The sequence below is a fragment of the Cedecea selenatireducens genome (assembly GCF_042138895.1).
Lineage (GTDB): Bacteria > Pseudomonadota > Gammaproteobacteria > Enterobacterales > Enterobacteriaceae > Cedecea > Cedecea selenatireducens.
In genome coordinates this window covers 64,374-86,388 of sequence record NZ_JBHIKW010000008.1, presented here as the reverse complement: position 1 = coordinate 86,388, position 22,015 = coordinate 64,374, and the positions used below count along the sequence as shown (strand labels likewise).

The following is a 22,015-nucleotide window of genomic DNA, read 5'->3' as shown; positions in this document are numbered from 1 at the left end:
AGGGGCGAGGGGACCAGAACAGGGAGTTTAACCCTCTCCCCAAAGGGGCGAGGGGGCCAGAACAGGGAGTTTAACCCTCTCCCCAAAGGAGCGAGGGGATTCATACAGAGAACGCTTGAATTCCCCCTCTCCCTTCCAGGGAGAGGGCCGGGGTGAGGGTTAACCTTTACTTCTTCCGCGCCAGCATCGTGGCGAAACGCAGCTTAATACGGTTGCCATTCTCATCGGTCTTATGCAGCTGGCCCACGTCTTCGTTGTACTTCACCAGCTCCCAGCCTGCATAGTAGTCACGCAGCTCGCCCTCTTTAAAGGCGAACGGAAACCCTACCGTGCAAGGGAAGTCTTCGGTATCCATCGCCGCTACGATCAGGTTGTAACCCCCGGGTTTGGTGCAGCGCTGCATATTGGCGATAAGTCCCGGGATCGTGCCGCGCTCAAGGAACATCATCACCACGGTTGAGAGAATAAAATCATACTCCCCGTCAAAGCTCAGCTGGTTAAGGTCAACCTGCGCAGTCACGATGTTTTTCAGCCCTTCGGCCTCAATAATTTCGTTCAGCCGGGCGATGCTCATCGGGTTTTTATCCCACGCGGTGACGTCGAACCCTTTCTGATTCAGGTACAGGCTGTTGCGCCCGCCCCCACAGCCAAGATCCAGCGTTTTACCTGGCGCTACGTACTTCACGGCGTGCAGCACGTCAGAATGGGTGGCGGTCAGGCCATATTTTTCACTGTAGTAGCTTTCAGACTTCTCGGTCATAACAGATCCTTTTTTTCTGGCCTCGCGGTACGCAAAATCAATTTCCCCTGCATGAGCAGGATGAAAGTGCGAGCCAGCAGCAGGCCAATAATCACATTAGTAAAAATAAAGAGCGGTACCGCGATGAGGTGAAACAGGCCGTCGCCGCTGCCCGCGCTCAGGTGCAGCGCGGTGGTCGCCAGCGCGGAAATACCGAATGAGAAGCTCCAGAAGGAGGCGTTAAACGGCTGCGCCAGGTACCAGGGCATTAAGCGCAGCATAAAAATCAGCTGTAGCAGGCCATAGCCAAACAGCATTTTGGCAAAGAAATCCGTCACGCCGCCGTTTACAGCCAGATAAGCGCTGCAGGCCACCAGCGCGGGCGCCAGCTGAATGCCCAGCGAAGTGCGCACCGGCGTCGGAAGCTCCCCGACGCTGCGCATGCGGTGCAGTATCGCCGGCTCGAGACTCAGCCAGGAAAAAACGCCCGCCCCAAGGAACAGGATCCCCAGGTCGTGATAGCCCAGCGCGCCGCAGGCCATCGCGCTAATAAAGTTATTCGCCACGGTCGGCAGATACAGGCCCGGCGTCGTGGCATCCTGCGGGTGCGTCCCCCGCCATAATCCGGCTGATTGCCACGCGGCATAACACAGCTGAACCACGGCGCCAAAGCCAAACATCACCACGGCGAGCGGGCGCAGATAAGGCGCCACGCCGATGGCAACCAGCATGGTTGTCGCCGGGAACAGGCTGACAAAGCTGCTCATCAAGGGATGATGGATTTCCGCAGCAACGCTGTGCGGGTAGCGAACCAGGCGTGTGATAAATGCCAAAGCCAGCAGCAGCCAGATAACACCTGCGAGCGCGACCAGCGCCTCGCCCACGGCCGACGGCACCGGCCAAATGATAGCGGCATAGCGCCAGGCAAATCCCATGCCGATGATGCCCAGCACCATGCCAAAGTAGCCTGCGGGAAGGTTGATAAAGCTACCGGGGGTCGGTTTATTCATTTTGTTTATTTTTTAAAATGTATTTTAAATGCATTTTATGCGATTACGCCGCCGAACGCTATGCCGGTGAATTACCTGCTACGTTTATCAGCAGGACACAGCGAGAAACGGCGATGAAAAAATACCGGTTAACGGAAAATTCACGGCTTCATGATTATCAGCACGACGGCGAACTGCGGCAAGTCCGGCTCTGGCAAATTGAGGCGCTTTGCGATTTTAGCGACGTAGAAACCGGGCAAAGCGGCGGCTGGGTTGAAGAAGAAGCTAATCTGAGCCAGTCGGGAAGCTGCTGGCTTGAGCCTGACGCTTTTGTCTGGGGCGGTGCGAGCGTCGAGGACAACGCGATAATCCTCGGCGAGTCAGAAATTTGCCACCAGGCGAGGGTGAGCGGTCACGCCCGCGTTGAGCATTCTCGTATCAGCGGCGAGTGCCATATCTATGGATTGGCTCGCGTGCTGCATCACAGCGAGGTGATTGCAGTGCTGGGGCTGACCGAAGACGCCGAAATGCGGCTGCAAATCTACGGGAACGCCATGGTCAGCGCCTCCCGCATCATTCATCAGGCGCAGATTTACGGCGATGCGCGGGTGAGTAATGCCTTTGTCGAGCACCGCTCGGCCATTTTCGGCCACGCGATTATCGAAGGAAATGAGGAGAACAACGTGTGGATCTGCGACTGTGCGCAGGTGTCCGACAACGCACGTATTATTGCCGGCAGCGGCGACAGTCAGATCCCTACGATTCGCTATTCTTCACGGGTTTACGGCAACGCCATCATCGAGGGCGACTGCGTGCTGAAGCATCGCGTTCAGGTTTACGGCGACGCGGTGCTCATCGGCGGCCCTGTCCTGATGGACAACAACGTGCAGGTATACGGCCAGGCTAAAGTGACGGGCAACGTGCTAATCGAAAATAACGTGCAGATTTATGACGAGGCAGCGGTGGAAGGTATTGATGGCGAACTCATTCACCTTCGCGGCATGAAGGATATTAACGGCGAGCAGCGCATCACCCGCACGCCGTTTTATGGGGTGTTTTAATCGGCGATACGCCCGTAAATATTCTGGTCGTGGTACTCGCCGTTCAGGAATTCGGCCTGTTTCAGGCAGCCTTCGAGCGTGAAGCCGTTGCGCTGTGCCACCCGGTTGCTGGCCTGGTTAGTGACGATGCATTTGATAACAAACCGGCGCACCGTCCCTGCCTGCGCGTACCTGCTAATTACAGCCTCGATCACGGCAGAAATTATGCCCTGCCCCTGCCTGTCCTCGCTCAGCCAGTAGCCGATGTAGGCCGTTTTTTTGGTCGGTTCTATCTGGTTAAAGGAAAACACGCCCACCAGCTCGCCGCGATGGAGGATCATAAACATCTTCGCGTAGCCCTTATGATGTAAGACATAGTTACCCTGCACCGTTTTGCGCGTGTCGTCCTCGGAAACAACATACTGCGGCCAGTTCATGGCTTTTTGCAGCCAGCTTTTGTTGCGCTGCACCAGCGCGAAAACAGGCTGAACGAACCGCTCGCTAACCGAATGCAGCTCGATTTCATCGTTGACCGTAATCACTTCATCCTGCCATTCCTGATGCTGCTCCACACGCGGCTCCCGTTTTTGCTTAGAGGTGACAGCCATCTTATGTCACTTTTACCAGGAAGTTGACTCCAATTTATACCGACAGAACAGTAATGAATAAAAATTCATTATGGATAAATGCAAAATCAATACTAAAAACCAATACCCCGCTCATTCCTTGCATTAATTTTCATCAAAATATGGAATGCTTCGCGAAAAATGACTTCAAATATTGAAGTCAAAAAACGATATGCTACGATGACATTGCACGTCGAATCATGGAAGGAATCATGGGATATGGACAGGAATACCTAAGAAACAAACATCGTCAAACGCTAATTCAAATTTTCATCAAGCCCGTTCCCTCCGGAGTGAAATGGCAGGATATAGAAAGGCTGGTGCTTGCCCTCGGCGGAGAGGTCAACCCCGGCCGCGGTTCACGTATACGCTTCCAGCTTAACGGCAGCATCGCCCATTTTCATCGCCCCCATCCTTCTCCTGAGACCGATAAAGGGGCCATAGCCAACCTGAAAGAATGGTTTGCGAGTATCGGAGTCACACCATGACCACTGCGGAAGCACTGCCAAACATTATGATCATCAGCGGCCAGCCAGCGTTGATCACCTGGGTTCCCGAAATAAACCTCTTTCGCGGGAAATTTCTCGGCTTAACCGGATACTGTGACTTCGTCGCCGACAGCGCGGCGGGGCTTATTCGTGAGGGTGAAACCGCCTTACAGTACTACCTGGAGGACTGCCATTCTGCGGGTATGGAACCTTTTGAAAAAGAAGAGAAAATGAAGACGTTCACGCTGCGCTATCCTGAATCCTTTGGCGAACGACTGAGTGTTGCTGCGGCCGAGCAGCAAATGTCGGTTAACAGTTACATCATTGATGTACTGACAAAACATTTGAGAAATCGATAAAAAAGCCCCGCGGCTTTTACGCGGCGGGGCTGGGATGATTAACGCATTTCGCGGTCGTCGACGTATTTACGCTTATCCGCCGGCGGCGGGAAGTACTGGTACAGCCAGGTTTCACTGATGGCTTTACCCTGGCAGCGCAGGAACATACGCATCTCGACCGGGTCGGTGGAGTCGTTGGTCGGGTACCAGTCAAACAGAATGCGGTAGCCGTCAAACGGTTCGACGTAGAGGATCTCAACCTGCTTCGCTTCGCCGTTGGAGAGCGTGATCACCGGTTCAATGCCTTTCGGCGCGGCGGCTTTCAGGTCGCCGCCGACAAAATCAATAGCAAAGCGGCGGGACCATTTGTCCGGGAAGTGTTCGCCCGGCGCCCAGCCTTCCGGGAAGCTGCCCATGCCGGTACGGGTGGCGTAAACGCGGGCCAGATCCGTGGTGACAGGCGGCAGGCCGCTCCAGTAGAGACGGTATTTAAACTCGAACTCATCCCCGGCTTTGACCGGTTTTTCCGGCTGCCAGAAGCAGACGATATTGTCGAGGGTTTCGCCGGTGGTCGGGATTTCCATCAGGCCAACGGAGCCTTTGCCCCACTTGTTGCGCGGCTCCACCCACAGGCTTGGGCGCTTGTTGTACCAGCCCATGATGTCCTGGTAGCTGGCAAAATCGTGATCCAGCTGCAGCAGGCCAAAGCCTTTCGGGTTTTCGTCCATGAAAGCGTTGAACTGCAGCTTTTGCGGGTTATTCAACGGGCGGCAAATCCACTCGCCGTTACCGCGCCACATGGCCAGGCGGTCGGAGTCGTGAATTTGCGGGTGAATGGTGTCGCAGGTGCGGCGTTCGTTGGTGCCGCAGGCAAACATACTGGTCATCGGTGCAATACCCAGCTGCTTGACGTCTTTACGGGCGTAAAGGTGGTTGTCCACCTCCATCACCACCCGTTCGGCTTCGCAGTTGATGGTAAATTTGTAGGCACCGGTCACGCTTGGGCTGTCCAGCAGCGCGTAGACCACAAAAGTGGTGTCGGAAGCTTTTGGCGTTTCAAACCAGAACGAGGTGAAGTCCGGGAACTCTTCCGGCGTGTCGGTGAAGGTGTCCACCGCCAGGCCACGTGCGGACAAGCCGTACTGGTAAGTGCTGTCTACGGCGCGGAAGTAGCTGGCACCGAGGAATGACACCACGTCACGGCGCGCCAGTTCAGGCGCCTTAAAGACCTTCAGACCGGCAAAGCCGAGATCGGTCTGGCCTTCGAGCTGTTTGGTGTCCACGCCCGCGTCGTTGTAGTTAAACAATTCCGGACGGAAGTGAATTTCACGCGCCTGGTGGGTGGCAGAGTCCAGAGAAAACATTCTGACGCGGCGGCGGAACCCCATGCCGACGTGGAAGAACTGCACGTCGAGCTGGCGATTATCTATGTTGTTCCACAGCGAATGATTAGCATCATACTGGATGGCGTTGTAAGCCTGAGGCGTCAGGTTAGCAAGCGTGTTCGGCAGCGCTCTCGGCGCGCCTCCCCACGGTTTTTTCGACAGGTCATGCGCCATGCCCTGGAGCACTGCAAAATCGAAGGCAGTGGAGTGCCCGTCCGCAATGCCGGACTCGGCTGCAAAGGCGCTTCGGGAGAACAGCGTGGCAAGGGTCGGCGTGCCGCAGGCAGCGGCGAGAGCCATAGAGGCCTGGATAAAACGTCTGCGATTCATGCCTGAGAAATCGTCCTTATATGTCGATGTGTTTCGTCCCGCCCTCGGGCAGAACAGCGGCAAGAGACTGCTACCTGTACGACCGCACACTCTAGACAAAATTCACAATGAATCCAATGGGCGGTGAAGGCGTTTGAGGGAGGAACGAAGGTTTTTTTTCAGGAAACCAGATATTGCCGAAAAATGGACAATACTCTGGCGAAAAAAGCGCTAAAAATTTTAGCAGGCGGCCCGTCGGCGAGCCGCCAGAAAGGTTACTTCACGCTAACGTCGATGCCCGGGAAGAACTTCTGCGCAAGCCTGGTGACGGTGCCGTCGGCTTTGACTTTATCAATCGCCGCGTCCAGCTCTTTTTTAGTGACAGCGTCACCTTTACGCAGACCAAAGCCGATCCCGCTGCCGAGAATGGTATCGTCGCTTACCGGCTTGCCGATAAAACCAAAGCCTTTGCCCTGCGGCGTGCTCAGGAAGCCCGCCTGACCCGCAGCGGACATCACCAGCGAGGCATCAATGCGGCCGTTCAGCAAATCGGCCCAGGCCATGTTCTGATCTTTATACGACACGACGCTTACGCCCTGCTTCTCCCAATGTTCTTTGGCGTAGGTTTCCTGAATAGAGCCCTGCAGCACGCCGATGGTTTTACCCTTCAGCCCTTCCGCCGTCGCTTGCAGGCCGCTGCCCTCTTTGCCGACCAGCTGAGAAGGAATGCGGTAGATTGGCTGGGTGAAATCAATGCTTTTTTGCCGCTGGGCGGTGATGTTCATCGCCGAGTTGATGGCGTCGAATTTCTTCGCGGCGAGCCCAGGGATCAGCGAGTCAAACGAGGTTTCAACCCAGCTACACTTGAGGCTGGCCGCCTGGCAAATCGCCTTGCCCAGCTCGATATCAAATCCTTCCAGCTCGCCCGCGCTGTTGCGGCTCTCAAACGGAGGATATTCCGCTTCCAGACCATAACGCAGCTCGCCGGCCGCCAGCGCAGAAAACGAAGAGCACAGCCCAAGAAGCAAACTTAGCGCATAAACTTTTTTCATCATGACCTCTATCAGCGTGGCTTAACCCGGCACAGCGCCTGCGCGCCCGCCCGTAATGTGGCTTCATCTTTAGCAAATGAGAGCCGGATAATGTTGTTATCGGTACCGTCGGTATAAAACGCGGAAAGCGGAATCGTCGCCACGCCATAGTCGGTAATCAGCCGCTTCACCATTTCGCTGTCGGACTCATCGCTGAAGTGCCCGAAGCGGGCCAGCAGGAAGAATGACCCGCCGCTCGGCAGCAGTTCAAACGGCGATTCGGCCAGCAGAGACTGCATTAAATCACGCTTGCGCTGATAAAACGCCGCCAGCGAGAGATATGTTTGCGGGTCGCTCATATAGTCAGCAAAGGCGTACTGCATCGGCGTATCGGCAGAGAACATCAGGAACTGATGCACCTTGCAGATTTCATCCATTAACGCCGCTGGCGCCAGGCAGTAACCCACGCGCCAGCCGGTCACGTGGAAGGTTTTGCCGAAGGACGACACAATCACGCTGCGCTCGGCAAGCTGCGGGTGAGTCGCCATGCCGTGATGCTTTTTGCCGTCAAACACGATGTGTTCGTACACTTCATCAGACAGGATAACGATGTCGGTATGACGGGTTAGAGCCGCCAGCATCTCGAGGTCATGGGCGCTGAACACTTGCCCGCTTGGGTTATGCGGCGTGTTGACGATAATCATGCGCGTGCGCGGGGTGATAGCCGCCCGGACTTCATCCCAGTTAATGGTGAAGTCCGGCAGGTTCAGCTTCAGCGCAACCGGCGTGGCGCCCTGCAGGCGAACTATTGGCGCGTAGCTGTCAAAAGAAGGCTCAAAGTAGATAACCTCGTCGCCGGGATGCACCAGCCCGCTGATGGCGGAATAGAGCCCCTCGCTGGCGCTGGCGGTCACCAGCACTTCATCGGCGGGGTTATAGCTTGAGCCGTAAAGGCTCAGCACTTTTTCAGCAATAAGCTGCTTCAGGGAGGCCAGGCCGGTCATCGGGGCGTACTGGTTATGCCCTTCCTGCATCGCTTTGGTGACGCCGGCAATTAATTTCGGGTCGCAGGGAAAGTTTGGCGCGCCCTGAGAAAGGTTTATCGCCTGGTGCTGCGTGGAAAGCTGGCCGATCACCGTGAAAATCGTGGTTCCTACGTCCGGTAATTTTGAACGATGTTGTACCGGGGTTTGCATGGCCATAGCCGCTCCTGAACATTATGCGATGTGCATAACTATTCAATCCGGATGCGATTGCCACGACAATCGAATTGTTGTCATAATAGCCATGCAAAAAATGCATAGCTCAGCGGAGAGCGTTATGACCCGGCGTAATTTCCCCCTTAATACCCTCGATGCTTTCCTGGTCACCGCCAGGCACCTGAACCTCACCAGAGCGGCGAAAGAGCTGTGCCTGACTCAAGGCGCGGTCAGCCGCAAAATTGCCGCGCTGGAACAGTGGTTTGGCTTTGCGCTTTTTGAACGCCACGCGCGTGGGCTGCGTCTTACGCCTCAGGGCAGCGCCCTTCTCCCTGACCTGCAGAGCGCCTTCAACAGGCTGCTGGACGTGGCAGACCGCGCATGCCATAAGCCTGAAATTATCCGGCTCAAGGCCCCCACCTGCGCCATGCGCTGGCTGGTGCCCAGACTCATCCAGCTTGAACAGCGTATGCCGGAAATACAGGTGGCGCTGACCACCACCGTTGAGCACGGCGTCAATTTCAAAAATGAGCCGTTTGACGCCGCAATTGTGTTTGGCCAGCAGGCCAGGAGCGGCACGCTGCTGTTTGAAGAAGCCCTGACCCCGGTCATCAGCCAGGGACTGCTGCCGCAACACGCGAGTGGCTGGGAGCGATTAACCTTTTTGCACCCAACCCGCGATCGTACCGACTGGTCGCTGTGGCTTTCAGATAACCCCGCACCGTGGCAGGCCATGACTAAAAATCAGCACTTCGACACGATGGATCTTGCCATCAGCGCGGCTATTCAGGGGTTTGGCATTGCGATAGCCGACGAAACGCTGGTTGCCGAAGATATTCGGACCGGACGGCTGGTGCGACCGTTTGCCGGTAGCGTGAAAACCGGCGCAGGTTACCGGCTGGCGGTAAAACCCGACAGCGAACATGCCGCCGGGCTCGAGGGGTTTTGCAATGAGCTGCTCAGTCCAGGCTGACGTGGTGTTTCATCACCCGCTTAAACAGCTGCATCCTCATGCGCATAAAGCGATTTTCCACCTTAAATTTCGCCCGCAGGTGCACGCCCAGACGCAGCGTACGATCCCGCCCTTTGGTGCAGGCGGGCCAGTTGACCGGCCCGGGTAGCGATTTGCTGTGCGCTCCGGCACTGCGGGCAAAACTTACCCAGTAGTCACCGACGTGCGCCGCAAACTGCAGGTCCCGTTCATTCACATATTCGCTGGCCGGCGGGGAGAGCTGCAGCGTGTTAAAGACATACGCCACTTCGTTGCCGTGCCAGGTGCCGTTGGCGTAGGTTTCTCGCTCGGCCTCTGCCACGTAGTCAAAATAGTAGCGCCAGCAGGGCTGACCGACGCGCTGCTGCGCCTGCATCACCACAAATCCTGACGTCGTAAACGCCATATCCCGGCATACCTGCCGCCCCAGTTCAGCGTCCCCTTTAACGCCCGGATAAAGCAATTTTATCAGGCCCAGGCCAAAACGCTTTTCCCGACGCAGCAGCTCAACCTGCCCGGCGGGATCTATGCCGAAGTAGCTCAGCACGCTCGCTTCGTCGCTGTTGCTGCCGACCATCAGCGGCATGCGGTGCTGTCGCCCGGCAAAGAAAACATCCAGCATCGGTTCGGGCAGAACGATATCGCCGCTAATGGGCGTCGGGCCGATGTTCAGCGGAGCCTCCAGAGCCCACAGCTCGTCGGCGGGAAGCGAGCGCAGCGCTTCGGCGCTGGCATTTTGCAGCCCAAAATGTTCAGCCACCGCCACCCCACGTCTGAGGGCCTTGCGGCGATCGACGTCCGGCAAGGTATAGGCGCTTTGAACTATGCCTTTGTGGAAAAGCCCGCTGGCTAATGGCGAAGCCAGCAGCGAGAGCACGCTGCGTGCCCCCGCTGATTCGCCAAACAGCGTCACGCTGGCGGCATCACCGCCAAAAGCGGCAATATTTTCTTTCACCCATTTCAGCGCGGCTATCTGATCGAGTAAGGCGAAATTATGAACCGGGCCATCCGGGTTTTCTTCGTCCAGCGCAGGATGCGCAAAAAAGCCCAGGTGCCCGAGGCGATAGTTCACCGTCACTAATACAACGCCGCGCGAGGCCAGCGCCGCGCCATCGTAAGGCGGCAGCGAACCGGCCCCGATGGTGTAACCGCCGCCGTGCAGCCAGACCATGACGGACAGCGGTTTGTCGTCGCGTCGGGCTGGCGTCCAGATATTGAGGTAGAGGCAATCTTCCGAGAACTGGCCGGGATCGCCGCCGCCGACCGCCTTGCAGTACTCCAGGCTTTGCCAACAGGCCGGGGCGAAGGTATCGGCGACGCGAACGCCTGGCCAGCTCTCAGGCGGCTGTGGCGCTCGCCAGCGCAGGTTTTCGGTGGGAGGAGCGGCAAAGGGAATACCGCGATACACCGCAATATCCCCCTGCAGGACGCCGCTCAGTTGACCCTGAGCAACGTTAACAACGTGTTCCATCTGCTGTTCCTTGTAACTGATATCCCAGCAGGGTAACGCGTTTACAGCAAACCGCAACGCCGTTTACTGCGATCTTCCGCCTGTTGATAAAGGCTAAATTCGTCGGTAACCGCCGTGCCGAGCGCCTCTTCGAATTCCTGCCGGCTGGAATGACCGTGCTGCCGGTGCCCGCCGTCGCTGCCCAGGTTCGACTGGAAAATGCCCGCAGCGCTGACCGGCAGGAAGTCTTCATAAACTATCGGCTGCGCGACAAGCCACCCGCGCTCGATAAGCAGCTGTGGATCGTCGCCCGGTTTGATGGACTGGCGGTGCATGTCGCCCACCGGCGTCAGGCGATAGCGAAAATAGGCCAGCCCCTGACGGCGCAGCAGCGCATCGCTGTCCGGGAAGCGGCTGAACACTTCCTGCAGGTGATGCTGATGGCTAAGGTTGTCGGTGCCGTTGCCTGCTTCCAGCAGCAGCTCGTCGTACAGCGCCCGGCCTTTAGGCGTCAGCGCGACGCCACGCTGCTCGATTTCCCCAAAACGCGCGGTGTGCGTACCGTGGTGCTCGCCGGCAAACAAAATAGGCTCTTCCAGCGCTTTAAAGCTGGTCTGGCGAAGCAGAATGGGTCGCTCACGGCGAGGCGGGCCTTCAATAATGGCTTTTGGCGTGATGCCGCGTTCCGGCATCAGGGACTGCACGCGATCGATGTCCAGCGTGCGGGGCGTGAGATGGTTGATGTGGCAGCCACGGAAGCAAACTACGTCGGCAATCAGGCGATGTTCGTCGTGCAGAGCGCGATAGGTGTCGGCATCCACCGTGGCGTGCTGATGCCAGCGGAAGGTTTCCAGCGCTTCGGCCACGAATATATTGGCCTCATCTTCGCTAAAACTGCCCTGCTTATCATGAAGATCCAGCATCTCACGGCAGCGTGGAGTAAAAATGTCACGTTGAGCCAGAATCGCGGCGGCACGCGCCCTGAGTTCCGGGTTATCAATCAGCTCGAGGCGCAGCAGAGAGGTAAACACGCGGAAGGGGTTGCGGGCCAGCGCCTGATCATCAATCGGGCGGAAGGCGGTAGAATGCACCGGCACCCCGGCCTGGGACAGGTCATAGTAGCCCACCGGATGCATGCCCATGACCGCAAAAATCCGCTTTAATACCGCCAGCTCTTCGGCTTTGCCAACGCGAATGGCACCGTGACGTTCCACGCTAAGCCTGGCCAGCTCGTCGGCGTTTTCCAGTTGCTGATGCAGTTCAGGATCGTGTTCCAGCACCGCCAGGTTCACATCGGCCACAAGCTCCAGTAAGGTGCCGTACTGCGGAACTTCTTGCTGGTACATCGCCGACATAGCTTGCGAAAATTTGTCCCGAATCTCATCGGCCGTGAGGGTGTTCGCCATGATGTCATGCCTCCAGTGGATAGTGCTGAAAGCGTAGAGCCTGGTGGATCACTTATCAGGAAGAATTTCCATTTTGTGATCTGCTTTGCAGCGCCTAAAAAGTAATTTTTTCAGCACATTACATAACATCGTGTTATGAAGAATGGCCATCCCCACGAGTATAAATTAACAAAAAATTAACTAAAACAGGCAACGCGCAAATCTGCCGATCGGCGTCACTTTTCAGAGCATTAGCTGCACCCGCACCGGAAAAATCTCCTCTGATTTAAATCTGTTATGCGCTTAGTCATAGCCAAATGTTAATGATATTTTGCAATCAGGTTATCAAAATTCAACACCAAAGCTTGTCAGCGAAGCCGGACTGTTTTTAACATCGGCTATGGAAAAAAACGGTCTCTTCAATCAGCGCATTCGCTTGCGCCATTTGCATACTTTCGTAGCCGTCGCTCAGCAGGGAACCCTGGGTCGCGCGGCTGAAACCCTTAACCTGAGCCAGCCGGCTCTCTCCAAAACCCTCAACGAGCTGGAACAGCTGACCGGTACCCGCCTGTTCGAACGCGGGCGGCTGGGGGCCCAGCTAACCCTGACGGGCGAGCAGTTTTTAACCCATGCGGTAAAAGTGCTTGATGCCCTGAACCATGCCGGACAGTCGTTTATTAGAAAAGAGGACAGGCCTTCTGATGTCGTGCGCATTGGCGCGCTTCCTACTGCGGCCCTGGGCATTTTACCGGCGGTTATCGGAGAGTTTCATAAGCATCAGAGCGACGTCACGCTCCAGGTTGGCACGATGAATAACACCATGCTGCTGGCGGGGCTGAAGTCCGGCGAGCTGGACCTGGGGATTGGGCGAATGTCCGATCCTGAGCTGATGACCGGCCTTAACTATGAACTGCTGTTCCTCGAGTCCCTCAAGCTGGTCGTGCGCCCTAATCACCCGCTGCTGCATGAAAATATTACCCTGAGCCGGGTGATGGAATGGCCTGCGGTGGTTTCACCTCAGGGCACGGTGCCGCGCGACAACGCGGAGTCTTTGCTTGCTTCACAGGGCTGTAAGCTGCCCGCGACCTGCGTTGAGACGCTTTCCGCTTCTCTCTCACGCCAGCTCACCGTGGAGTACAACTACGTCTGGTTTGTGCCGTCAGGTGCGGTGAAGGATGATTTGCGACAGGGCACGCTGACTGCCCTCCCCGTCCCCATTCCGGGCGTCGGAGAGCCTATCGGTATTCTGACGCGCGTGGACACCCCGCTTTCAACGGCCGCACAGATTTTGCTGTCTTCAATTCGTAAATCGATGCCGGCCTGAGAACCGTAGCCGCAATCTCTGCGGCTACGGCCTTAACGGCTGCGTTTGGCGTGTTTTTCCCACGTTTCCAGTTTAGCCTGCTCTGATTTTTTTAAAGCAACATAGCAGGCCCCGCTGCCGCCGTGGTGCGGCATCGCCACGCAAAAAGCCTGAACCTCGTCAAACTCGGCCAGCCAGCGCCCAAGGAAACTGCGCACCACGTTGGCATGGGATTTATCTTCTCGCCCTTTGCCGTGAACGATCAGCAGATTACGCAGGCCATCCTGTTTCGCCTGCATGACGTAGGAAAAGAGCAGTTGTCGACAGCGTTCAACGGGCTGGCGAATCAGATTGAGACTGGCCTGCTGGCCGTATTTTCCGAGCCTGAGCTTGTCCAGCACGCCGTTCTGTAAGCCTTCACGCTTGTACTCAAGCGGCGTGTCGAGGGGGATGATTTCCAAAAAATCGGTGGTGAGAAAGTTGTCGAGCTGGGTGGGATCCGGCTTTGCAGCAACGTTCTCTTTCTGAGGTTTGATCCACTGGCTGTCTGCGCAGTTTTTCAGCGGTTTGACATCCTCCATGGCGTCAAGAAACAGCGATTTGTCGTCAAGGTTCACGGTCAATCCTCCGGTGTTATCTGCGGCTACTATAACCTCGCCCTGCGTAGGGCTCAACGGGGATAATGCCAGGCTTCATTTCGTAAACCCGGCGCATTATTTGCGCCACTGTTTTTTTAAAAAATAAATACTTTGCATTTGCGTTAAAAAAACGTGAATCAAATAACCGCAATAGCAATTATTATTATCTGCATTGGAAAATAATCACCGCCGCAATCAGGCTGCCCGGATGACGCTATTTCGGCTCAACGGTCGGTCAGGAGATAATGGGTTTTCCGATGCCATTGATCGTTATTATCGTTGGATTCTTTTTCTGCCTGCATATTACTCCGCGGCGTTAATCCTTTTGGGGTCTGGCTGCTATCGTTGAACGCATGCTATCTTTTCAGCCTGCAAAGGGGCCGGACATCGGCCTGAACCCGCAATAAAAACGGAGTTATGCCGTGCTGACGATATTGGAAGATAAAATTGACACGCCTGTTGGGCCGCTGTGGATCCTGTGCGATGAGCAGTTCAGGCTTCGGGCCGTGGAGTGGGAAGAACATAGCGATCGCATGGCACAGCTGCTCAACATTCATTATGGTGCGCAAGGTTTTCAACGCGTTAGCAGCCGAAACCCGAATGGACTGAGCGATAAGCTACGCGATTACTTTGCGGGCGACCTGGCGGTAATTGATGCTCTGCCTACGGCCACCGCAGGCACGGATTTCCAGCGTCAGGTTTGGCAAGCTCTGCGTGATATTCCCTGCGGGCGAGTGATGCATTACGGGCAGCTTGCGGAGCAGCTGGGCCGGGCCGGAGCGGCACGCGCTGTCGGCGCCGCTAACGGCTCAAACCCGGTCAGTATCGTGGTGCCCTGCCATCGCGTTATCGGCCGTAACGGGACGATGACTGGCTACGCGGGCGGCGTGGCGCGGAAAGAGTGGCTGCTGCGCCACGAAGGCTATTTATTACTGTAGAAGTTGCCAAAAGTGCGGCTATTTATTCCGAAACGGAGTCGCTGCACTTTAATGTTTTAGTGAATTCAACAAGATGACGGCCTTTTTTTAGCCCCCTACCTTTATTATTGTCCGGATAGCGTTCTGCCAGACTTACCTGATCGCAAAAAAGATGTTAAAATTGACCAATATCAATTACGGTCCGAGCATATCTATGATCCCTGAAAAGCGTATTATTCGACGAATTCAGTCTGGCGGTTGTGCTATCCATTGCCAGGATTGCAGCATCAGCCAATTATGCATCCCCTTCACGCTTAATGAGCATGAACTCGATCAGCTTGATAATATCATCGAGCGTAAAAAGCCGATTCAAAAGGGACAAACCCTGTTTAAAGCGGGTGATGAACTGAAATCGCTGTACGCTATTCGCTCCGGCACCATCAAAAGCTACACCATTACCGAGCAGGGCGATGAGCAAATCACCGGTTTCCACCTGGCGGGTGACCTGGTTGGCTTCGACGCCATCGGCACCGGCCATCACCCGAGCTTCGCTCAGGCGCTGGAAACTTCTATGGTGTGTGAAATCCCGTTTGAGACCCTCGACGATCTGTCCGGTAAAATGCCAAGCCTGCGTCAGCAGATGATGCGCCTGATGAGCGGCGAAATTAAAGGCGACCAGGACATGATTTTGCTGCTGTCGAAAAAGAATGCCGAAGAGCGCCTGGCGGCGTTTATCTACAATCTTTCTCGCCGCTTCGCCCAGCGTGGCTTCTCGCCGCGTGAGTTCCGCCTGACCATGACCCGTGGCGATATCGGTAACTACCTCGGCCTGACGGTGGAAACCATCAGTCGCCTGCTGGGTCGCTTCCAGAAGAGCGGTATGCTGGCGGTGAAAGGCAAGTACATCACCATCGAGAACATCGACCTGTTGTCAGACCTTGCGGGCCAGTCACGTAACGTCGCCTGATAACCCCCTCCTTTGCCGGATCGCCTTTTATTCCATTTATTGATCCGGCAGGGGCTCTCCACCTGTTTCATTCCTTTCTTATGGGTTAATCTTACTTCACAGACTGTGGTTAAGCAGTTGTAAGGAGACCTGTATGGCAAACTACCAAAACATGCTTGTCGCGATTGACCCGAACCAGGACGATCAACCTGCCCTGCGGCGTGCTGTTTATTTGCATCAACGGATTGGCGGCAGGATCAAAGCCTTCCTGCCTATCTATGACTTTTCCTACGAAATGACCACGCTTCTGTCGCCTGATGAACGCACCGCCATGCGCAAAGGGGTTATCAGCCAGCGTACGGCCTGGATTAAACAGCAGGCGCAGTACTACATTGAAGCCGGCATTCCTATTGATATCAAAGTGGTGTGGCACAACCGCCCGTTTGAAGCCATCATCCAGGAAGTGATCGCCGGCGGGCACGACCTGCTGCTGAAAATGGCCCACCAGCACGACAGGCTGGAAGCGGTAATATTCACCCCAACCGACTGGCATCTGCTGCGTAAATGCCCTTGTCCGGTGTGGATGGTGAAAGACCAGCCGTGGCCTGAAGGCGGTAAAGCGCTGGTGGCGGTCAATCTTGCCAGCGAAGAGCTTTACCACAATGCGCTGAATGAAAAGCTGGTGAAGGAAACCCTGAAGCTGGCGGATGATGTCAACCATACCGAAGTCCATTTGATAGGCGCCTACCCGGTCACGCCAATCAACATTGCCATTGAGCTGCCTGATTTTGACCCGAGCGTGTATAACGACGCGATTCGCGGCCAGCACCTTGTCGCCATGAAGGCGCTGCGCCAGAAATACGCCATCGACGAGAAGATGACCCACGTTGAGAAAGGGCTGCCTGAAGAAGTGATCCCGGACATGGCCGAGCATCTGCAGGCCGGGATTGTGGTACTTGGTACGGTGGGCCGCACCGGGCTGTCTGCGGCATTTCTGGGCAATACCGCAGAGCAGGTCATCGACCATCTGCGCTGTGATTTACTGGTCATAAAGCCGGATGATTACCAGACGCCGGTCGAAATGGACGATCCGGAAGACGACTGATGTCGCCAGGCCCTTAAGCAGAAATCCCGCTGAATACCGGCGGGATTTTTATTTGTCGCTCAGGCGTTATCATCGAGGCGAATGATGATGCCCCGCAGGTAATCGAGCACCATTCGCTCACTCTCCGCCAGCGGTTTCCCCTGCAGCAGCACGGCGCCAACATCCATATAGGTTGCGCTATCCTCTATCGTTTTTCTCATCACCCGCAGCCCCTCAAGCGACCAGGGACGATAAACCAGATCGGACAGAATGGTGACGCCCCTTCCCTTGGCCACCAGGCTGCGCACGGTTTCAAAAGACGTGGTGGTAAAAGTAACGTTGGGCTGCCCGCCTTTCGCCTGCCAGTGCTGGCAAATCACGTCCGGGTATTTGTCCGTATCCAGCATGATAAACGGCACGCCTGCGATATCGGCCAGCTTTATCGCGGGCTGGTTCAACAGCGGATGCCCCTGCGAAACCCACAGGCGGCGCTGCGAGCGGATAAATGTCTCAACGTTCAGCCCTGCGTCGTGGATGATATTCGACGTCAGCACCAGGGCAAACGCCAGCATTTTGTCCCGAAGCTGTTGGATAAGCTCAGCGGGATCGTCTTCAACAAAGCGGAGGGTCATCAGCGGGAAGTGCTGTTCAACCTCGCTGATAATTGCCGGCAGCAGGTAGGCGGCAAGCGTCTTCGCAATGCCGATGGTCAGCTCTCCGGCTGCCAGCTCAGGCTGGTACTGCAGGTCTTCTATGGCATGCTGGCTGTCGCTGATGATTTTGCGGGCATGAAGTAAAAAGCGCTCGCCGGACGGCGTGAGCTGCACGCCCCTGGGCTTACGCAGGAAAAGCTGACTGTTCAGGGCCTCTTCCAGATTGCGCATGGCCACCGTCATTGATGACTGCGAAATATGGCAGCGGGTTGCCGCTTTAGAGATCTGTTTCGTCTGTGCTAAGGCGATGAAAAACTCCAGTTGCCGCAGAGTAAACTTCATAGATAAAAACGATACCTTGAAATGGAAAAGATGAATTCGCTTTACACCAGGCGGATGTTTATCCTTTTCCTGTCGACTAAAAAGCGTTACACGCCTTTAAAATCAAGCCATCAGGCGCCTGAGCAGACGTTAATTTACCGAGCTGGCCGCATGCCTCATCGTAATTATAGATAAAAGCGATATCTACACGGCATCCTGCCAGCATCATATGATGGAAATCAATCTATGCCGTATTTATTACTCAGCCTCGCCGCCCTGTTCTGGGGAGGTAACTATGTTGTCGGGCATTTACTGGTGGCTCAGGCCGATCCAATTGTTCTCTCAGAAGCCCGCTGGTTGCTGACCGCGCTGCTGTTAATGGCGCTTTACGGGGCGCAGGTTAAAAAACAGTGGCCGGAGATGATGCAGGCCAGGGGCACGGTCTTTTTTCTGGCGCTTTGTGGCCAGGTGCTGTTTCCGGTGACGTTGTATGTGGGACTGCAGTACACCTCCTCGCTCAACGCCGCCATTTACCTGTCGACCACGCCAGCGCTGGTGCTGCTTATCAATAAGCTAGTGTTCAGGGAGGTCATCTCGCGCCGCAACATTCTGGGCGTTATTTTGAGTTCCGCAGGCGTGATCTATCTGGTAATGCAGGGGGATTTGCTGCATCTCGACACGTTGAAAAACCTGAACCGGGGCGATGCATGGACGATGGGATCGGCGGCAAGCTGGGCGCTCTATTGTGCATTTTTACGGCTTAAGCCCAAAACCATCGGCGGTAATGCCTTTGTCGCCGTCAGCGCCGTGATTGGTGCCCTGGTGCTAATTCCGCTGCTTGTTTTTACGCTTATGCACCAGCCGCAGCCGTTTAAAGGCCAGTATCTGAACACTGGTTTTTTAGCCGGGCTGGGCTACCTGGTTATCTTCCCTTCATGGCTGGCTTATCTGCTTTGGAACAAAGGGATTTTAGCGATTGGCGCAACGCGGGGAGAGATCTATTCGCACCTGATCCCGCTCAGCGGCGGCGCGTTCAGCATTCTGTTTTTGAATGTCACGCTGCACGCTTTTCATTTGATAAGCGCGTTGTTGATTACTGCCGGGATAGCCCTTTGCTCAGGACAGGCAAAAAAAAGCCGCCCTTTCGGACGGCTTTCGCGAGACAGTTGACGCTTAAAGCGCTTTCAGAATCGCTTCGACGCTGGCTTTGGCATCGCCAAACAGCATCTGAGTGTTTTCTTTAAAGAACAGCGGGTTCTGAACGCCTGCGTAGCCGGTATTCATCGAACGTTTAAACACAATGACGTTCTGCGCTTTCCAGACTTCCAGTACCGGCATGCCGGCAATTGGGCTGCGCGGATCGTCCTGGGCGGCAGGGTTAACGGTGTCGTTAGCCCCGATCACCAGCACGGTGTCGGTATCGGTAAAGTCGTCGTTGATTTCGTCCATTTCCAGCACGACATCATAAGGCACGCGGGCTTCCGCCAGCAGTACGTTCATGTGCCCCGGCAAACGACCGGCTACGGGGTGAATACCAAAGCGAACTTTGATCCCACGCGCACGCAGCTTCTCGGTAATTTCCGCGACCGGATACTGTGCCTGAGCCACCGCCATGCCGTAGCCCGGGGTGATGATCACCGAGGTCGAGTTTTTCAGCATCTCAGCGGTTTCTTCCGCGCTGATTTCACGGTGCTCACCGGCTTCTTCTGTTTCACCGCTAGAGGAACCATCGGTGCCAAAGCCACCTGCGATAACGCTGAAGAATGAACGGTTCATTGCCTTACACATGATGTAAGACAGGATGGCACCGGATGAACCAACCAGCGCACCGGTGACGATAAGCAGGTCGTTGCTGAGCATAAAGCCCGCCGCCGCCGCTGCCCAACCGGAGTAGGAGTTAAGCATTGACACCACAACCGGCATGTCTGCCCCACCGATGGAGGCCACCAGATGCCAGCCAAACGCCAGCGCGATAACGGTCATAATCAGTACCGCCAGCACCTGCATGCCGACGCTTTCGGTACGCACGAATACCAGCAACAGCGCAAAGGAAACCACCAGCGCCGCGAGGTTGAGCTTATGGCGGTTTGGCAGCATCAGCGGTTTAGACGAAATTTTACCGCGCAGCTTACCGAAGGCCACGATAGACCCGGTGAAGGTCACCGCCCCGATAAAGATCCCGATGAAGACCTCCGTCAGGTGGATGTTCTCCATGATCGGCTCAAGACCCGGACCGTGATCCAGGTAGCTGTTAAAGCCCACCAGCACCGCCGCCAGGCCCACAAAGCTGTGCAGCACGGCAACCAGCTCAGGCATTTCGGTCATTTCGACCTTTTTCGCCAGGTGAATACCAATCGCGCCACCAATAACCATGGCGATGATAATCCACACCACGTTGCCGGTTTCCGGGCCAAAAATGGTCGCCACCAGCGCAATCGCCATCCCCGCCATACCGAACAGGTTGCCCTGCTTTGAGGTTTCGTGTTTGGACAGGCCAGCCAGGCTAAAAATAAACAGGATCGCGGCAACAATGTATGCAGCTGTAACTAATCCTCCAGACATTTGTTACCCCTTAGTTCTTCCGGAACATTTTCAGCATGCGCTGAGTGACGGTGAAACCACCAAAAATATTGATACTGGCGATCAGTACCGCAATGAAGCTCAGGAAGCTGACCCAGCCGCCGTGACCAATCTGCAGCAGCGCGCCGACGACGATAATCCCTGAAATAGCGTTGGTCACCGACATCAGCGGCGTGTGCAGCGCATGAGAGACGTTCCATACAACGTAATAGCCGACGACGCAGGCCAGAGCAAACACGGTGAAGTGGCCGAGGAACTCTTTTGGCGCAACGCTCGCAAACCAGCCGAACAGAATAATCGCCAGCGCCATCAGGCCGTATTTAAACCACGGCGAGGTGGGTTTTTTCTCTGGCACCGGTTCTGCTGCAGGTTTTGCCTTCGCCTGAGGTTGGGCAGAAACCTGAATCGGAGGTGCAGGCCAGGTGACTTCGCCCTCGCGAATAACCGTCACACCACGTACCACAACGTCATCAAAATCGACGGTAATGTTGCCGTCTTTTTCTTTGCACAGCAGCTTAAGCAGGTTAACGAGGTTGGTACCGTAAAGCTGGGAAGACTGCGTTGGCAGGCGACCTGGCAAATCGGTATAGCCGATGACCTTCACGCCGTTCGCGGTGACGGTGACCTGGTTCGCAACGGTATATTCGCAGTTGCCGCCGTTTTGCGCGGCGAGATCGACGATAACGCTCCCCGCCTGCATGGAGTCCACCATTTCACGGGTGATCAGCTTCGGGGCCGGTTTGCCTGGGATTAACGCGGTGGTGACAATGATGTCGACCTCTTTCGCCTGGGCCGCAAACAGCGCCATTTCCGCGTCAATAAAGGCCTTTGACATCACCTTCGCATAGCCGTCCCCGCTGCCGGCTTCTTCTTTGAAGTCCAGCTCCAGGAATTCGGCGCCCATGCTTTGCACCTGCTCTTTTACTTCCGGGCGGGTATCAAACGCACGCACAATGGCGCCGAGGCTGTTGGCCGCGCCGATGGCAGCGAGCCCCGCAACGCCCGCACCAATCACCATGACTTTGGCAGGCGGTACTTTCCCTGCGGCGGTAATTTGCCCGGTAAAGAAGCGGCCAAATTCATGTGCGGCTTCTACGATGGCACGATAGCCGGCGATGTTCGCCATGGAGCTAAGCGCATCCAAAGATTGCGCGCGCGAAATACGCGGCACAGAGTCCATCGCCATCACGGTGATGTTCCGCGCCGCGAGCTTTTCAAGCAGTTCGGGGTTTTGCGCTGGCCAGATAAAGCTCACCAGCGTTGACCCTTCGCGGGCAAGCTCAATTTCGTTTTCCAGCGGTGCGTTCACTTTAAGAATAATGTCCGACTGCCAGACATCTGCGCTGTCGGTGATGCTCGCACCCGCGCGTTCAAACGCTTCGTCATCAAAGCTTGCCAGTTTTCCGGCATCACTTTCAATGGCGACCGTGAACCCCAATTTTATCAGCTGCTCTACCGTTTTCGGCGTGGCTGCCACGCGGGATTCATTGGTCAACCGCTCTCTTGGTACACCAATACGCATAGTATTCCCTTCCACCTGTTTTTGATGATGGTTTGCCAGACCTTGCCATGGCCAGACGCAAGCATCCGCCCGCACTCTGCC

Annotated in this window: 21 protein-coding genes; 9 read left to right on the top strand and 12 right to left on the bottom strand. The window is 55.8% G+C overall.

Features of this window, described 5'->3' with window-relative positions:
• Positions 1–166: 166 nt before the first annotated feature.
• Both tehB and tehA read right to left on the bottom strand, forming a co-directional pair.
• Positions 167–760 carry a tellurite resistance methyltransferase TehB gene (gene tehB, locus ACE38U_RS14395; protein WP_038473069.1) on the bottom strand — a complete coding sequence of 198 codons (594 nt, stop codon included), beginning with the start codon at positions 758–760 and terminating at the stop codon, positions 167–169.
• Positions 757–1,749 carry a dicarboxylate transporter/tellurite-resistance protein TehA gene (gene tehA, locus ACE38U_RS14390; protein WP_375529989.1) on the bottom strand — a complete coding sequence of 331 codons (993 nt, stop codon included), beginning with the start codon at positions 1,747–1,749 and terminating at the stop codon, positions 757–759. Before tehA ends, tehB begins: the two co-directional genes overlap by 4 nt.
• A gap of 113 nt (positions 1,750–1,862) precedes the next feature.
• On the opposite strand from tehA, the gene ydcK reads away from it, so the two are divergent.
• Positions 1,863–2,789, top strand: coding sequence for a YdcK family protein (gene ydcK / locus ACE38U_RS14385; protein WP_038482697.1), 927 nt, complete (start codon positions 1,863–1,865; stop codon positions 2,787–2,789).
• Here ydcK and rimL read toward each other — a convergent pair.
• The gene (rimL, locus tag ACE38U_RS14380) at positions 2,786–3,376 is read right to left on the bottom strand and encodes a 50S ribosomal protein L7/L12-serine acetyltransferase (protein ID WP_375529988.1); all 591 of its coding nucleotides are present in this window, start codon (positions 3,374–3,376) and stop codon (positions 2,786–2,788) included. The genes ydcK and rimL overlap by 4 nt on opposite strands.
• A 230-nt stretch (positions 3,377–3,606) precedes the next feature.
• On the opposite strand from rimL, the gene ACE38U_RS14375 reads away from it, so the two are divergent.
• Together ACE38U_RS14375 and ACE38U_RS14370 are read left to right on the top strand one after the other, a co-directional pair.
• A complete protein-coding gene (locus tag ACE38U_RS14375) occupies positions 3,607–3,882 on the top strand; it encodes a type II toxin-antitoxin system HicA family toxin (protein WP_375529987.1) in 276 nt (91 codons plus the stop codon).
• A complete protein-coding gene (locus tag ACE38U_RS14370; RefSeq protein WP_375529986.1) occupies positions 3,879–4,241 on the top strand; it encodes a type II toxin-antitoxin system HicB family antitoxin in 363 nt (120 codons plus the stop codon). Before ACE38U_RS14375 ends, ACE38U_RS14370 begins: the two co-directional genes overlap by 4 nt.
• A 38-nt stretch (positions 4,242–4,279) precedes the next feature.
• On the opposite strand, the gene ACE38U_RS14365 is transcribed toward ACE38U_RS14370, so the two are convergent.
• The 3 genes from ACE38U_RS14365 to ACE38U_RS14355 all read right to left on the bottom strand — a co-directional run bounded on the left by ACE38U_RS14365 (position 4,280) and on the right by ACE38U_RS14355 (position 8,147).
• Positions 4,280–5,935, bottom strand: a complete 1,656-nt coding sequence (locus tag ACE38U_RS14365) for a glucan biosynthesis protein D (RefSeq protein ID WP_038473077.1) — start codon at positions 5,933–5,935, stop codon at positions 4,280–4,282.
• Between the two features lie 254 nt (positions 5,936–6,189).
• Entirely contained in the window at positions 6,190–6,966 is a 777-nt protein-coding gene (locus tag ACE38U_RS14360; RefSeq protein WP_038482700.1) for a transporter substrate-binding domain-containing protein, read from the bottom strand.
• An 11-nt stretch (positions 6,967–6,977) separates the two neighbouring features.
• On the bottom strand, positions 6,978–8,147 hold the full coding sequence (locus ACE38U_RS14355; protein ID WP_375529985.1) for a pyridoxal phosphate-dependent aminotransferase: 1,170 nt from the start codon (positions 8,145–8,147) through the stop codon (positions 6,978–6,980).
• A 118-nt stretch (positions 8,148–8,265) separates the two neighbouring features.
• Between ACE38U_RS14355 and ACE38U_RS14350 the strand changes: the two genes are divergently transcribed.
• Complete coding sequence (locus ACE38U_RS14350) at positions 8,266–9,117, top strand: LysR family transcriptional regulator (RefSeq protein ID WP_375529984.1); 852 nt, start codon at positions 8,266–8,268, stop codon at positions 9,115–9,117.
• Here ACE38U_RS14350 and ACE38U_RS14345 read toward each other — a convergent pair.
• Both ACE38U_RS14345 and hglS read right to left on the bottom strand, forming a co-directional pair.
• Positions 9,104–10,606 (bottom strand): carboxylesterase/lipase family protein, encoded by a 1,503-nt coding sequence (locus ACE38U_RS14345; RefSeq protein WP_375529983.1) that lies wholly within the window; start codon positions 10,604–10,606, stop codon positions 9,104–9,106. The two genes, ACE38U_RS14350 and ACE38U_RS14345, sit on opposite strands and share 14 nt — an antisense overlap.
• A gap of 41 nt (positions 10,607–10,647) precedes the next feature.
• Positions 10,648–11,991: a 2-oxoadipate dioxygenase/decarboxylase HglS gene (gene hglS / locus ACE38U_RS14340; protein WP_038473084.1), complete on the bottom strand. Its 1,344-nt coding sequence runs from the start codon at positions 11,989–11,991 to the stop codon at positions 10,648–10,650.
• A gap of 379 nt (positions 11,992–12,370) precedes the next feature.
• Between hglS and ACE38U_RS14335 the strand changes: the two genes are divergently transcribed.
• A complete protein-coding gene (locus ACE38U_RS14335; protein ID WP_038473086.1) occupies positions 12,371–13,294 on the top strand; it encodes a LysR substrate-binding domain-containing protein in 924 nt (307 codons plus the stop codon).
• Positions 13,295–13,326: 32 nt separating this feature from the next.
• On the opposite strand, the gene smrA is transcribed toward ACE38U_RS14335, so the two are convergent.
• Positions 13,327–13,890 carry a DNA endonuclease SmrA gene (smrA, locus tag ACE38U_RS14330; RefSeq protein ID WP_038473088.1) on the bottom strand — a complete coding sequence of 188 codons (564 nt, stop codon included), beginning with the start codon at positions 13,888–13,890 and terminating at the stop codon, positions 13,327–13,329.
• Positions 13,891–14,333: 443 nt separating this feature from the next.
• On the opposite strand from smrA, the gene ogt reads away from it, so the two are divergent.
• From ogt to uspE, 3 genes are all read left to right on the top strand, one after another.
• Entirely contained in the window at positions 14,334–14,849 is a 516-nt protein-coding gene (gene ogt / locus ACE38U_RS14325; protein ID WP_038473089.1) for a methylated-DNA--[protein]-cysteine S-methyltransferase, read from the top strand.
• A 193-nt stretch (positions 14,850–15,042) separates the two neighbouring features.
• Positions 15,043–15,795, top strand: a complete 753-nt coding sequence (fnr, locus tag ACE38U_RS14320) for a fumarate/nitrate reduction transcriptional regulator Fnr (RefSeq protein WP_038482703.1) — start codon at positions 15,043–15,045, stop codon at positions 15,793–15,795.
• 133 nt (positions 15,796–15,928) lie between these two features.
• Positions 15,929–16,879 carry a universal stress protein UspE gene (gene uspE / locus ACE38U_RS14315; protein ID WP_038473091.1) on the top strand — a complete coding sequence of 317 codons (951 nt, stop codon included), beginning with the start codon at positions 15,929–15,931 and terminating at the stop codon, positions 16,877–16,879.
• A gap of 59 nt (positions 16,880–16,938) precedes the next feature.
• Here the strand turns inward: uspE and ACE38U_RS14310 are convergent, their stop codons facing one another.
• Positions 16,939–17,853, bottom strand: coding sequence for a LysR family transcriptional regulator (locus tag ACE38U_RS14310; RefSeq protein WP_038473092.1), 915 nt, complete (start codon positions 17,851–17,853; stop codon positions 16,939–16,941).
• 225 nt (positions 17,854–18,078) lie between these two features.
• Between ACE38U_RS14310 and ACE38U_RS14305 the strand changes: the two genes are divergently transcribed.
• On the top strand, positions 18,079–19,002 hold the full coding sequence (locus tag ACE38U_RS14305) for a DMT family transporter (protein ID WP_375529982.1): 924 nt from the start codon (positions 18,079–18,081) through the stop codon (positions 19,000–19,002).
• 3 nt (positions 19,003–19,005) lie between these two features.
• On the opposite strand, the gene pntB is transcribed toward ACE38U_RS14305, so the two are convergent.
• Complete coding sequence (gene pntB, locus ACE38U_RS14300) at positions 19,006–20,394, bottom strand: Re/Si-specific NAD(P)(+) transhydrogenase subunit beta (protein WP_038473095.1); 1,389 nt, start codon at positions 20,392–20,394, stop codon at positions 19,006–19,008.
• Between the two features lie 10 nt (positions 20,395–20,404).
• Positions 20,405–21,934, bottom strand: a complete 1,530-nt coding sequence (pntA, locus tag ACE38U_RS14295; protein WP_176981668.1) for a Re/Si-specific NAD(P)(+) transhydrogenase subunit alpha — start codon at positions 21,932–21,934, stop codon at positions 20,405–20,407.
• Between the last annotated feature and the right edge of the window lie 81 nt (positions 21,935–22,015).

What these genes read in the sequence shown, in the direction of transcription:
- ACE38U_RS14345 (WP_375529983.1), bottom strand. Translation starts at nt 10,606, where the DNA reads ATGGAACACGTTGTTAACGTTGCTCAGGGTCAACTGAGCGGCGTCCTG.
- ACE38U_RS14305 (WP_375529982.1), top strand. Translation starts at nt 18,079, where the DNA reads ATGCCGTATTTATTACTCAGCCTCGCCGCCCTGTTCTGGGGAGGTAAC.
- fnr (WP_038482703.1), top strand. Translation starts at nt 15,043, where the DNA reads ATGATCCCTGAAAAGCGTATTATTCGACGAATTCAGTCTGGCGGTTGT.
- ACE38U_RS14335 (WP_038473086.1), top strand. Translation starts at nt 12,371, where the DNA reads ATGGAAAAAAACGGTCTCTTCAATCAGCGCATTCGCTTGCGCCATTTG.
- ACE38U_RS14310 (WP_038473092.1), bottom strand. Translation starts at nt 17,853, where the DNA reads ATGAAGTTTACTCTGCGGCAACTGGAGTTTTTCATCGCCTTAGCACAG.
- ACE38U_RS14375 (WP_375529987.1), top strand. Translation starts at nt 3,607, where the DNA reads ATGGGATATGGACAGGAATACCTAAGAAACAAACATCGTCAAACGCTA.
- ACE38U_RS14350 (WP_375529984.1), top strand. Translation starts at nt 8,266, where the DNA reads ATGACCCGGCGTAATTTCCCCCTTAATACCCTCGATGCTTTCCTGGTC.
- tehB (WP_038473069.1), bottom strand. Translation starts at nt 760, where the DNA reads ATGACCGAGAAGTCTGAAAGCTACTACAGTGAAAAATATGGCCTGACC.
- hglS (WP_038473084.1), bottom strand. Translation starts at nt 11,991, where the DNA reads ATGGCGAACACCCTCACGGCCGATGAGATTCGGGACAAATTTTCGCAA.
- tehA (WP_375529989.1), bottom strand. Translation starts at nt 1,749, where the DNA reads ATGAATAAACCGACCCCCGGTAGCTTTATCAACCTTCCCGCAGGCTAC.
- ydcK (WP_038482697.1), top strand. Translation starts at nt 1,863, where the DNA reads ATGAAAAAATACCGGTTAACGGAAAATTCACGGCTTCATGATTATCAG.
- ACE38U_RS14370 (WP_375529986.1), top strand. Translation starts at nt 3,879, where the DNA reads ATGACCACTGCGGAAGCACTGCCAAACATTATGATCATCAGCGGCCAG.
- uspE (WP_038473091.1), top strand. Translation starts at nt 15,929, where the DNA reads ATGGCAAACTACCAAAACATGCTTGTCGCGATTGACCCGAACCAGGAC.
- ACE38U_RS14360 (WP_038482700.1), bottom strand. Translation starts at nt 6,966, where the DNA reads ATGAAAAAAGTTTATGCGCTAAGTTTGCTTCTTGGGCTGTGCTCTTCG.
- ACE38U_RS14365 (WP_038473077.1), bottom strand. Translation starts at nt 5,935, where the DNA reads ATGAATCGCAGACGTTTTATCCAGGCCTCTATGGCTCTCGCCGCTGCC.
- pntA (WP_176981668.1), bottom strand. Translation starts at nt 21,934, where the DNA reads ATGCGTATTGGTGTACCAAGAGAGCGGTTGACCAATGAATCCCGCGTG.
- ACE38U_RS14355 (WP_375529985.1), bottom strand. Translation starts at nt 8,147, where the DNA reads ATGGCCATGCAAACCCCGGTACAACATCGTTCAAAATTACCGGACGTA.
- pntB (WP_038473095.1), bottom strand. Translation starts at nt 20,394, where the DNA reads ATGTCTGGAGGATTAGTTACAGCTGCATACATTGTTGCCGCGATCCTG.
- rimL (WP_375529988.1), bottom strand. Translation starts at nt 3,376, where the DNA reads ATGGCTGTCACCTCTAAGCAAAAACGGGAGCCGCGTGTGGAGCAGCAT.